The following is an 11868-nucleotide window of genomic DNA, read 5'->3' on the forward strand; positions in this document are numbered from 1 at the left end:
ACCACTTTTTTCAAATAAAATAAACAGCCAGTCCTAAACTAGCGATCCTCGCATACCTATGATAGTAGAGGAGCGTGATCGATATGGAGCAGAAAGTGCAAACCTACTTTGACCTGAAGCAGCAGCAAAAAGATATTGAGCAGCAGTTGTCTGTACTACGAGATGAGATTGTCGCGTATTGTGCGGAACAAGGGGTGTATGAGACGCAGGTTGGTGGTTACACCGTGAAAACAGTGCTTCAGAACCGTAAGGAATACGATGATCAGAAGCTGTATGCTTCTCTTCCAGACCCGGACATCTGGCGATTGTTGTCCAAGGTAGACAGCCATAAGCTGAAAAGCCTCATCAAGCTGAACATTCTGTCCGAGGAGCAAATTAACCCGGCATGCACAGTGAAACAGGTGACCTTGTTACAGGTGGACAAGCTGTAACGCTTCATACCCTCTTTGTATATGAGTTGAATTTAATTGAACATCCCGATCACAAAACACCTTCCGAGAAATGTTCTGTTGCGATGAGCAGTGGAACAAACATGGAGGTGTTTTTGTTGCGCGAGCAGGGCCGAGGATCATAAATAGTTAAATATGAGGGGGAAGAAGTATAATTTGTTCATTGTAAGCGTATTCAACAAACGATATGATGGATAGAAAATGGCAGGGAGGAATTGTAAATGTCAACCGAAATTCCATCACTACATGCTGCGTACACTAATACGTTTAAAATAGGTGCTGCTGTACATACCAGAATGTTGCAGTCCGAAGGGGATTTCATCGCCAAACACTTCAATAGCATCACGGCTGAAAATCAGATGAAATTTGAAGAAATTCACCCGGAAGAGGATCGTTATACATTTGAGGCGGCCGATAAAATTGTTGATTTTGCTGTTGCCCAAGGTATTGGGGTTCGCGGACATACTTTGGTCTGGCATAATCAAACATCGAAATGGGTCTTTGAGGATACCTCAGGTGCTCCCGCTTCCAGAGAGCTGTTATTATCTCGCTTGAAGCAACATATTGATACGGTAGTAGGTCGGTATAAGGGGCAAATATATGCGTGGGATGTCGTCAATGAAGCTGTTGAAGATAAGACTGACCTGTTCATGCGGGACACGAAGTGGTTAGAGCTGGTGGGGGAAGATTATTTGCTGCAAGCGTTCAGAATGGCTCATGAAGCTGATCCAAATGCCCTTCTTTTCTATAATGACTACAATGAGACGGATCCGGTCAAACGGGAGAAGATCTACAATCTGGTTCGTTCTTTGCTGGACAAGGGAGCGCCTGTACACGGGATTGGGTTGCAGGGGCATTGGAATATTCATGGTCCTTCGATTGAGGAGATCCGAATGGCTATCGAGCGTTATGCTTCACTGGATGTACAGTTGCATGTTACGGAGCTGGATATGTCCGTGTTTCGTTATGAGGATCGTCGAACGGACCTCACCGCGCCAACTTCGGAGATGGCTGAGTTACAGGAGCGTCGATATGAAGAAATCTTTAATTTGTTCCGTGAGTATAAATCATCCATTACCTCTGTGACGTTCTGGGGAGTAGCGGACAATTACACCTGGCTGGACCATTTCCCGGTTCGTGGGCGCAAAAATTGGCCTTTTGTTTTTGATCAGCAGTTGCAGCCTAAGGAATCATTTTGGCGTATCATTAACCCTATGTCCTAAACATCAGGGAAGTGGAGAGAATCGGTCACGATGTGGCCGGTTTTTTGTTGTAGTCAATATAGATTATACAGTGCGGCTATCTCGTTCGTGATAGAGGTGTTGATTTGTGTGGATAATAAAAATATGGTATTAAATGGGATTTTGTGATAAGGTTGAAGAAATGGTGAACCAAATTCTTTCCTGAAATGAGATGAGAAGATGGATTACATCCGAAACTATATAATTACTTTTGCCGGAAATTTTACATTTAGTTATTATATCTTTGAAGAAGGTACTTTTGCCAAACCGCTGGTGTTTGCTACATTCATGCTGTTGCTGATTATGACTATCGATTACATGAAAAGTAGAAACAAATATACATTGGATTAGGGTATGTCCATGTTTTTAAACGATTCTGGAGCATAGGGTCGTTTTTTTATTGTATATAGAACAGCTTCCATTTACATCAAGACCATTGTTCATTACACTTGATGAGTAGTACCTCATTAACTCAGTTTTTGTTAACTCAATTCAGATCATCAGGAGGATATCATTATGCATCAATCCGCACATATTCAGGAAGCAAGAGATTACATATTAAACCGAATCCATACCAAACCAGCCGTAGGCATGATTCTGGGTTCGGGACTGGGAGCGCTCGCGGACGAAATTGAAGATGCGACCGTTATCCCGTATACAGATATTCCGTATTTCGCTCAATCGGAGGCTATCGGTCATGCCAATGAATTGGTTATTGGTGAACTGATGGGCAAAACGGTTGTAGCGATGAAAGGCCGCCTTCATTATTATGAAGGTTTTACATTGGACGAAGTGACTTTCCCCGTTCGGATCATGAAGGCGCTGGGTGTCGAGCAATTGCTTATCACCAATGCCTGCGGAGCCATCAACACAAGCTTTGAGCCGGGTCAACTGATGCTCATTACAGATCATATTAACCTGGTAGGCAATAACCCTTTGATGGGGCCTAATAATGCTGAATTGGGTGTGCGCTTCCCAGACGTATCACAGGTATACAATCGCGAACTGCGCAGCATCGCCCTTAAGGTTGCAGAAGAGCAGAATGTTGGCCTGCAGCAAGGTGTCTATGCATGGTGGAGTGGCCCGGCATATGAGACACCAGCGGAGATTCGCATGATTCGTACGATGGGTGCGGATGCAGTGGGGATGTCGACGGTACCTGAAGCTATTGTTGCCATTCATGGCGGTATGAAGGTACTAGGCATTTCCTGTCTGACCAACATGGCCTGTGGTATTCTGGATCAGCCGTTAAGTCATGATGAAGTTATTGAAGTGGCTGCGCAAGTGAAAACAACCTTTATCGGACTTGTAAAAGGCATCCTGAAAGAAATCTAATCGCGAGATGATTTTTATCTAGGCCGCGATGGATAGGATAGAGTTTTCATCCAACCCAATCAAAACCACAAAAAAACGTATGCTTCACGAGCTGTTACTCGTGAAACATACGTTTTTTTATTTTGCAGAACTATGAACCATCTGAGAATGATCGGCCATAATTGCTGGTGTGGACTCCCTGATGATGGGTTTGGTCACAATGTGTGAGACCTGATACGGCTGTGTCGGGCTATTAATCCGGGATAACAGCATCTCCGCAGTCTTAATGCCCATCTCATTACTATAAATATGAACCGTCGTTAATGCAGGCTCAATAATTCGAGATTGGGGTGCATTATCGAATCCACATATCGCAATATCCTGTGGCACAGCGACATTTCTGTCTTTTAACGCCCTGATCAGATCAACTGCAATGAAGTCATTCGCGCATACGTAAGCGGAAGGTAGGGATGCCAGCTCTGCCACTCGCTGGTTCAACCATCCTGGCTTGGAGAAACACAGGCGATCATTATCTAGGATGCAATGGGACAGGTCGACCTGCAACCCCGCTTCCAGCATAGCACGGTGATATCCAACCCATCGTTCATTAAAGCTCTTGCAGTGATTGTAATCTCCGACGAATCCGATACTTGTGTAGCCGCTCTCAATTAATTTTGTGGTTAGCTGGTAGATGCTATGTTCATTCTCCATGAGTAGCAAATCTGCTTGGAATTCGGGATAACATATGTTGGAAGCGCAATCGATAAAGATGGTGGGAATGCCCAAATCGATAATCAGTTTTGTATATTCCAGATCAAATAATTCAATGCAAATAATGCCGTCTACTTTGGCTATATCAAAATTGTTGGGAAGTGTAAGTGTATCTTGATCGTCTTCACGCACGATATGAATCGAGAGATTGTATCCCTCCGCACTGATTCTTTTCTCCAAACCGCTGATTAACAATGAACCAAAGTGAGATGTATTAGGCAAGTTTTCAGTTAACAGGGCGATATTGCCCGGAGGCTTGGTTAGAACATGCTCATTGTCCATATAGGCAAACTGTTTATATTTAAGTTCAATTGCTTTTTTAATTACACGATTTCGGGTCTCATCCGGGATGTTTCCGCTATCATTTAATGCTTTGGAAGCCGTATTCCTGGAGATCCCCAAAGCATCAGCGATGTCTTGTATCGTGACTTTTTCCTTTGCCATCTAATGCTTCACCTCTAATCATAAATAGTCATCCATATTCTTCTCTAAGTCAAATGTATAATAGAACGGGACAAATAGCAATCTCTGTTTTACAAATGCACAATTACATTTACATTTAGATAGGCGAATTCTAGTTTCATAATTTTTCCAGAAGTTTCGTTAACTAGTGTAACAATGATGATCTATTACAGTCATGATATAGAAATATCTAGGCTGGCATTAACGATTCAGTGCTGTATATATGCAAATTTAATCCTCTTTAGTTACATTAATGCAAAGATAAAATGATCAAATGCACAAATAATTTTTTACAAAACGTATTGACTAAATCTGTTGAAACCTGATAAATTGTAAATTATCAAATAGGCAATTGTAAATATTGAAAGCCCTTACTGAAAACAATTGTCAACTTCTAGAATGAACGGGGGTATCGTGTTGGATAACATAGCCGACAGCAAAAAGGGCGAAGGAAGGTTACTGAAAGTGAGGACGACAAGCAGTCATAGGTTGCAGCAGCTCAAAAAAAATTACTTTTTATATATGTTGCTTGCACCAGCCTTAATTTTGACTCTTATCTTCAAGTACATTCCGATGTACGGAGCCATCATTGCGTTTAAGGATTTCAGTCCGATCAAAGGCATCATGGGAAGTGATTGGGTAGGACTGAAGCATTTCGAGAAATTTATAGCTTCACCCAATTTCGATATCATATTAATGAATACGCTTAAACTCAGCTTTTTGGGATTGATATTCAGTTTCCCGGTGCCCATTTTACTGGCACTCATGCTGAATCAGGTACGCAAAGCTGGCATCAAGAAAAATATTCAATTGTTTCTGTACGCACCCAATTTCATCTCGGTTGTTGTTGTTGTGGGTATGCTGTTCATCTTCCTCTCACCGACAGGCCCGATTAATCAATTAGCCACATGGATTACAGGTCAGCCAATCATGTTCATGTCTGAACCGGAATATTTCCGCTGGATCTACATTTTGTCCGATATCTGGACCGGAGCGGGCTGGGCTTCCATCATATACGTCGCGGCTTTGGCCAATGTTGATCCGGAGCTTCACAATGCGGCTAATCTGGATGGAGCCAATCTCCTTCAGCGTATTCGCCACATTGACCTTCCAACGATTCGTCCGATTATGGCTATCGTCTTTATCCTTGCAGCTGGCGGGATTATGTCCATTGGATTTGAGAAGGCCTATCTGATGCAGACGTCCATGAACCTGCCTTCCTCCGAGATTATTGCCACGTATGTCTACAAGGTGGGGTTACAGTCTGGAGATTACGCTTATTCTGCGGCAGTTGGATTGTTCAACTCGGTTATCAATGTGATTTTGCTGGTGACGGTGAATCTGATTGTGAAGAAATTGAATGAAGGCGAAGGCCTCTATTAGGAAAGGAGTATTATCCATGGTTGTTAAACACACGGGAATGGATCGATTGATCCTCACACTCAATGCCATCTTTCTCACCTGTGCTGTACTGGTTGTGGTTGTTCCCCTGATTTATATTGTTATCGCCTCATTCATGGACCCCACGGTGCTACTGAATCGTGGACTGTCCTTTAATGTATCGGACTGGAGTCTGGACGGATATCAGATGATTTTGTCCAATCCAGCCATGATCCGGGGGTTTGCAAATGCGGTATTGTACTCGGTTTCCTTTGCACTGATCACCGTGACCGTATCCATATTTGCAGGTTATGCATTGTCGGATGATAGGCTCGCGGGACGTGGATTTTTCATGATTATCTTTATCATTACAATGTTCTTCGGCGGGGGATTAATCCCTACTTATCTACTCATACGTAATCTCGGCATGCTTGATACGGTGTGGGCGATCATCATCCCTGGAGCCGTTAACGTCTGGAACATCATTCTCTCCAGAACCTTTTTCAAAGGAGTCCCTCGAGAACTGAAAGAAGCTGCAAACGTGGATGGCGCCTCTGAGATGAAGATTTTCTTCCAGATCGTCATTCCGTTGTCGAAACCGATCATTTTTGTACTCGCACTTTATGCGTTCGTTGGGCAATGGAATTCCTATTTTGATGCAATGATCTATCTTGATAATCCGAACCTGCATCCGTTACAGCTCGTTCTGCGTTCCATTCTGATTCAGAATCAGGCTGCACCGGGCATGATCAGTGATCAGCTCGCGATGGCAGAACTGAAACGGCTCTCCGAGATGATTAAATACTCAGCGATTGTCATTTCGAGTCTGCCACTCATCATCATGTACCCGTTCTTCCAGAAGTATTTCGAAAAAGGTGTCATGGTCGGTTCCCTCAAATAGTGAACAGCCTGCGATACAGTAAGTTGATCCAATCCAACTCATGGAGGTCATTATTATGAAAAAAGTGAACAAGTCCAGAAAAGCCGTTACAACGGCGTCCATTTCCATGTTATCTGCAATGCTCTTTCTAACCGCCTGTGGCGGGGGTGGAGGCGGCGCGGCAAGTGAGGCGCAATCCCCTGATGGCAAGGTGACATTGAATTTTATAACACAGAGCTCTCCGCTGGCTCCAGCTGATCCAAACGACAAGCTGATTAACAAGCGACTCGAAGAGAAAACCAATGTGCATATCAACTGGAAGAACTATACGAGTGATGTGTTTGCAGAAAAAAGAAATCTGGCGGTTGCCAGCGGTGATTTGCCGGATGCCATTTTTGATGCAGGTTACGGGGATTATGATCTCCTGAAACTGGCGAAGGACGGGGCGATCATTCCACTTGAGGACATGATTGAACAACACATGCCCAATCTGAAAAAGGTGCTGGAGGAAGCTCCCGAATACAAGAGCATGATCACGGCCCCAGACGGACATATCTATTCATTCCCATGGATTGAAGAACTCGGAAGTGGCAAACAACGGATTCAGTCAGTGGATAACTTGCCCTGGATTAATGTGGAATGGTTGAACAAACTTGGACTGAAGATGCCAACGACAACCGAAGAACTGAAAGAAGTATTGATCGCGTTCAAAACTCAAGATCCAAACGGCAACGGTAAAGCCGACGAAATTCCGTTATCTTTCATTAACAAACCGGGCGGAGAAGACCTGACATTTCTCTTTGCGGCATTTGGACTCGGAGAGAACTGGGATCATACCGTAGTAACCAATGATGGGAAAGTGGTCTTCACGGCAGCTGATGAAGGCTACAAGGAAGCGGTTAAATACATTCATGAGTTGGTTCAGGAAGGTCTCGTGGATGTCGAATCGTACCAGCAGGATTGGAACACGTACCTGGCGAAAGGCAAGGATAATAAGTACGGCATGTACTTCACATGGGATAAGGCTAACATTACAGGCATGAATGATACGTATGATGTTCTGCCTCCGGTTGCCGGGCCTAACGGAGAGGTCAATGTCACAAGAACAAACGGAATAGGACTTGATCGTGGTCGCATGGTCATTACCAGCAGCAATAAAAACCTGGAATCCACAGCGAAGTGGGTAGACCAACTGTACGATCCGCTCCAATCTGTGCAGAACAACTGGGGTACCTATGGAGATGAGAGTCAGCAAAATATTTTTGAATTCGATGAAGCCAAAGGGATGCTGAAGCATCTTCCACTGGAAGGATCTGCACCTGTGGAACTCAGACAAAAAACCAGTATCGCAGGACCATTGGCCATTCTCGACAGTTATTATGACAAATACACAACCAAACCGGAAGATGCGGCTTGGCGGATGGAACTTCTCGACAAGGTTATGGTTCCGCATATGAAAGCGGAGAACGTATATCCAAGTGTGTTCTTCTCCATTGATGAACTGGATCGATTGTCCACGATTGAGACCGATCTCTTCGCCTACGTGTTACGTCTGCGTACAGAATGGTATCAGAACGGGAAAATAGATCAGGAATGGGATGCTTACTTGAAAGAGCTGGATCGCCTTGGATTGCAAGAATGGCTACAGATTAAACAAGCGGGATATGACCGTAATAACAAATAAAGAGAAGTACGGAGGAGAAACCATAATGTCGACAATTCTTAAACAAGATTACAGAAATCAATACCATTTTTCACCGAAAGAGAAGTGGATGAACGACCCAAACGGCATGGTGTTTTTCAATGGGGAGTATCACTTGTTCTATCAGCATCACCCACATGGAACTACATGGGGCCCCATGCATTGGGGCCATGCAGTGAGCAGGGACCTGATCTCCTGGGAGGAACTTCCGATAGCCTTACTCCCCGATGAGAATGGCACTATATTCTCGGGAAGCGCCGTAGTGGATTGGAATAATACGAGCGGATTCTTTGAGGGTGAGCCAGGATTGGTTGCTATTTTCACCCATCATCTTGAAGTTAAAAACCAAGATGCCATACAAACCCAGAGTCTGGCGTATAGCAAAGACAGCGGCAGAACCTGGACTAAGTACGAGGGTAATCCGGTATTGAAGCATGAGTCCTTTGTTGATTTCCGTGATCCCAAAGTGTTCTGGCATGAGCAATCCGAAGAGTGGATTATGATTATCGCTTGTGGTCAAACGGTATGTCTGTATCGTTCTCCCAATCTGAAGGATTGGACCCTAGGAAGTGAATTTGGCGCCGGGATTGGTTCACACGATGGCGTGTGGGAATGCCCCGACCTGTTCCCGCTCGCAGTGGATGGAGATTCAGGGCAGGAGAAATGGGTGATGCTCGTTAGCATCGGTGCAGATCCTGCTTTTATTGAAGGCTCCAGAACACAATATTTTACCGGAGATTTTGATGGAACTACATTTGTCCCAGACGAGGCATCCCATACGGTTCGCTGGATTGATTATGGTCGGGATAACTACGCAGGAGTTAGTTGGTCTGACGTTCCTGAGGAAGATGGAAGACGCCTCATTATCGGCTGGATGAGCAACTGGATGTATGCCAACCAGACGCCAACCAATGATTACCGTGGAGCAATGACGATTGCCCGGGAGTTGACACTGGAGACAAGAGCGGGAGAAGTTATATTGATTCAACGTCCTGCACGTGAACTTGAGCAAGCCCGTACGCCAGTACTGTCCCTACAGGATGTTTCGATTCAGCAAGTGAGTGAGCAGTTGAACACTTTGCAACTCGTGAACTATGAGATCCATGCAGAGTGGACTCAGGATCAGTCGTTACATTTTGCACTAAGAAGCGGCGCAGATCACGAGACGGTCGTTGGTGTAGACTCGATCCGAAGTGAAGTGTACGTTGATCGTAGTCGATCGGGCATCGGCAATTTTCATGAACTTTTCCTGAGCCGTCATACAGCTGAGTTAAAAGAAGTAACCGGAAATCAAAGTTTGCGTATCTTTGTAGATCATTCATCTGTGGAGGTATTTGCAAAAGATGGTCAGGCGGTTATTACGGATCTGATCTATCCGGATGCGGATTGCCAAGGCATCTCTGCTCATGCAGAAAATACAGATCTGGTCTTCTCTTCACTTCATATCTATGAGATATCACCGACCAAGGCTAAGGGTTAATTGTAATGAAGGAAAGGAGCCCAGAACGATGCGTATTGGAGCCATAGAAGCGGGCGGAACAAAGTTTGTATGTGGTGTAGGGAATGAGCATGGACAGATTGAAGATCGGATCAGCTTTCCAACAGAACATCCGGAGACCACTCTTGCCAAGGTGATCGACTATTTCAAGGATAAAGACGTGGAAGCAATCGGGATAGGCTCTTTTGGTCCGATTGATCTGCAACCGGATAGTCCCACCTATGGTTATATTACGACCACACCTAAGCCTGGGTGGGGGAACTGTAATGTGATTGGAACCTTGAAGCAGGAATTTCCGGTTCCTTTTGGATGGGATACGGATGTGAATGCTGCCGCGCTCGGTGAAGTGACGTGGGGAGCGGCTCAAGGACTGGACAACTGTGTATATTACACGATTGGTACAGGCGTTGGTGTCGGACTTGTGGCAGGGGGCAAACGAGTACACGGATTGTTACATCCCGAGGGTGGACATATTCGGACAAGACGCCATCCGGACGATCACTTTGCCGGATTATGCCCGTATCATGGCGATTGCCTGGAGGGAATGGCAGCGGGTCCAGCCATTGAAGCTCGCTGGCAGATCCCTGGCAGTGAACTGCCGGCAGAACATCCGGCGTGGGAGATCGAATCCTTTTACATTGCGGAGTCGATTACTACGGCCATCTTGCTTCATTCGCCGCAGAAGATCATCCTGGGCGGTGGTGTGATGCAGCAAGATCATCTGTTTCCTATGATTCGGGAGCAGGTAGTGCGGAATCTCAATGGTTATGTAAATGCAGCCCCAATCACGCAACATATCGACCAATATATTGTGCAGCCCGGATTGGGCCAGCATGCAGGCCTATGTGGTGCGCTAGCATTGGGTCTGGAAGCATTCCAACATGCAGCACAAGCTTCACATGTTTCATAGTTTTCTATAATAATCTACAATCTACATCCCAGAAAGGGATGGCTGCGGGTTCGCTTATTGGTATAAGCAAGACTGCACCGTCCTTTTTGGGCTTTTTTATTTTTTTGAGGAGTTCAATATGTTTGAAAAAAATGGTGCGTTCTAAAATCCGATGTTGCTCAAGTGAGCTGCCAAAGGTATGATTTTTAGTGTTCTATAGTGCGATAAGACATTCAAAAATTAAAGTGTCTCCACTGGAAAGGAATTCAACAAATGAACCCAATAACAATGCGTCAAGCTGTACAAGAAGATCAAGAGCAACTCGCTGATTTGCGAGCCTTGGTATTATACGATGATCTAACCAGGCTGGTAAGGTACGATGATGTGAAGGTGCGTGAACGTTTCCGGAATACATTCGACCCTGCCCAGACACAGATCATTGAACTTGAAGGATCAATGGTGGGTTGTGTAGCATTGAAGCCCAAGTCTGAGGCATATCTATTGGAACATTTCTACATACATCCCGATTATCAAGGCCAGAGAATAGGAACTCAGGTACTGAACATGCTGCTGGAACAGGATGAAGTTCAGGGGAAACGGGTTATTTTAAATGTTTTGCAGGGAAGCCCTGCTCGGCGATTGTATGAACGATTTGGATTTATATTGGACAGTGAAGATGAGGTCGATGTATTTATGTCAAAGCACCTTTGAGAGAATGAATCCTTATCGCAAGATAGGGATATCATCGTGAAGGTGGAAACCTATTAAATATTTGTGAATACATGGCAATAGTGATTGCTTGACTCAGGAAGATTATGATAGTATCGAAGTCAGAGAATATATGGAATATTTACAAAATGTAGGACTTTTTTGTTCCGATTCCTATACTCTTAGGCAAACGTTCGAACAGATTCTGATCACAGAAATGGTGTCACAAAAATGGATTTTCAAAGATTACATGTCTCACATGGAGGAGGAATCTTTTTTGCAAGAATATCCTGTGGCTTATGATCAGTTTGATATTCACTTCTATCAGGTCGTGGAAATGTTTTCTGAACAAAAGCTGGATGTAAGTGCGTTGGATGAGGATTTAAGAGTTCTTGGATTAAACTCCATTTCATTTATCAAACTGATCATTGCCTTGGAGAACGAATTCAATATTGAGATGGACGATGAGTATCTTGAATTGGAGAACTTCACAACATTGCAACATCTGAAAGACAGTTTGCGTAAGTGCATCAATTATGAGATTCCCAATGAGTCATAAAGGGAAAATGACGAA

General features: G+C 44.4%; 11 protein-coding genes. 10 read left to right on the forward strand and 1 reads right to left on the reverse strand.

Annotated features, from left to right (window positions below; all coding sequences use genetic code 11):
• Nucleotides 1-83 precede the first annotated feature (83 nt).
• The 3 genes from QF041_RS28145 (at nucleotide 84) to QF041_RS28155 (ending at nucleotide 3025) form a co-directional block, all read left to right on the forward strand.
• Complete coding sequence (locus QF041_RS28145; protein ID WP_083657139.1) at nucleotides 84-431, forward strand: hypothetical protein; 348 nt, start codon at nucleotides 84-86, stop codon at nucleotides 429-431.
• A gap of 239 nt (nucleotides 432-670) precedes the next feature.
• Complete coding sequence (locus tag QF041_RS28150) at nucleotides 671-1672, forward strand: endo-1,4-beta-xylanase (RefSeq protein ID WP_307416463.1); 1002 nt, start codon at nucleotides 671-673, stop codon at nucleotides 1670-1672.
• A 534-nt stretch (nucleotides 1673-2206) separates the two neighbouring features.
• Nucleotides 2207-3025, forward strand: coding sequence for a purine-nucleoside phosphorylase (locus QF041_RS28155; protein ID WP_307416464.1), 819 nt, complete (start codon nucleotides 2207-2209; stop codon nucleotides 3023-3025).
• A gap of 117 nt (nucleotides 3026-3142) precedes the next feature.
• On the opposite strand, the gene QF041_RS28160 is transcribed toward QF041_RS28155, so the two are convergent.
• Entirely contained in the window at nucleotides 3143-4219 is a 1077-nt protein-coding gene (locus tag QF041_RS28160; protein WP_307416465.1) for a LacI family DNA-binding transcriptional regulator, read from the reverse strand.
• A gap of 540 nt (nucleotides 4220-4759) precedes the next feature.
• Here QF041_RS28160 and QF041_RS28165 point away from each other — a divergent pair.
• From QF041_RS28165 to QF041_RS28195, 7 genes are all read left to right on the forward strand, one after another.
• Nucleotides 4760-5620, forward strand: a complete 861-nt coding sequence (locus tag QF041_RS28165) for an ABC transporter permease (RefSeq protein WP_223200008.1) — start codon at nucleotides 4760-4762, stop codon at nucleotides 5618-5620.
• A gap of 16 nt (nucleotides 5621-5636) precedes the next feature.
• Nucleotides 5637-6518, forward strand: a complete 882-nt coding sequence (locus QF041_RS28170; RefSeq protein ID WP_036617174.1) for a carbohydrate ABC transporter permease — start codon at nucleotides 5637-5639, stop codon at nucleotides 6516-6518.
• Nucleotides 6519-6573: 55 nt separating this feature from the next.
• A complete protein-coding gene (locus QF041_RS28175) occupies nucleotides 6574-8181 on the forward strand; it encodes an ABC transporter substrate-binding protein (protein WP_307416466.1) in 1608 nt (535 codons plus the stop codon).
• Nucleotides 8182-8206: 25 nt separating this feature from the next.
• Nucleotides 8207-9679 (forward strand): glycoside hydrolase family 32 protein, encoded by a 1473-nt coding sequence (locus QF041_RS28180; protein ID WP_307416467.1) that lies wholly within the window; start codon nucleotides 8207-8209, stop codon nucleotides 9677-9679.
• 28 nt (nucleotides 9680-9707) lie between these two features.
• Nucleotides 9708-10607, forward strand: coding sequence for an ROK family protein (locus QF041_RS28185; protein ID WP_307416468.1), 900 nt, complete (start codon nucleotides 9708-9710; stop codon nucleotides 10605-10607).
• 252 nt (nucleotides 10608-10859) lie between these two features.
• On the forward strand, nucleotides 10860-11297 hold the full coding sequence (locus QF041_RS28190) for a GNAT family N-acetyltransferase (RefSeq protein ID WP_307416470.1): 438 nt from the start codon (nucleotides 10860-10862) through the stop codon (nucleotides 11295-11297).
• Nucleotides 11298-11571: 274 nt separating this feature from the next.
• Nucleotides 11572-11853, forward strand: coding sequence for an acyl carrier protein (locus tag QF041_RS28195; protein WP_076252870.1), 282 nt, complete (start codon nucleotides 11572-11574; stop codon nucleotides 11851-11853).
• Nucleotides 11854-11868: the final 15 nt, after the last annotated feature.

Source organism: Paenibacillus sp. W2I17 (assembly GCF_030815985.1).
Classification (GTDB): Bacteria; Bacillota; Bacilli; order Paenibacillales; family Paenibacillaceae; genus Paenibacillus.

Coding starts and splice junctions, on each gene's coding strand:
- QF041_RS28150 (WP_307416463.1), top strand. CDS start 671: ATGTCAACCGAAATTCCATCACTACATGCTGCGTACACTAATACGTTT.
- QF041_RS28170 (WP_036617174.1), top strand. CDS start 5,637: ATGGTTGTTAAACACACGGGAATGGATCGATTGATCCTCACACTCAAT.
- QF041_RS28185 (WP_307416468.1), top strand. CDS start 9,708: ATGCGTATTGGAGCCATAGAAGCGGGCGGAACAAAGTTTGTATGTGGT.
- QF041_RS28145 (WP_083657139.1), top strand. CDS start 84: ATGGAGCAGAAAGTGCAAACCTACTTTGACCTGAAGCAGCAGCAAAAA.
- QF041_RS28155 (WP_307416464.1), top strand. CDS start 2,207: ATGCATCAATCCGCACATATTCAGGAAGCAAGAGATTACATATTAAAC.
- QF041_RS28175 (WP_307416466.1), top strand. CDS start 6,574: ATGAAAAAAGTGAACAAGTCCAGAAAAGCCGTTACAACGGCGTCCATT.
- QF041_RS28160 (WP_307416465.1), bottom strand. CDS start 4,219: ATGGCAAAGGAAAAAGTCACGATACAAGACATCGCTGATGCTTTGGGG.
- QF041_RS28180 (WP_307416467.1), top strand. CDS start 8,207: ATGTCGACAATTCTTAAACAAGATTACAGAAATCAATACCATTTTTCA.
- QF041_RS28165 (WP_223200008.1), top strand. CDS start 4,760: ATGTTGCTTGCACCAGCCTTAATTTTGACTCTTATCTTCAAGTACATT.
- QF041_RS28190 (WP_307416470.1), top strand. CDS start 10,860: ATGAACCCAATAACAATGCGTCAAGCTGTACAAGAAGATCAAGAGCAA.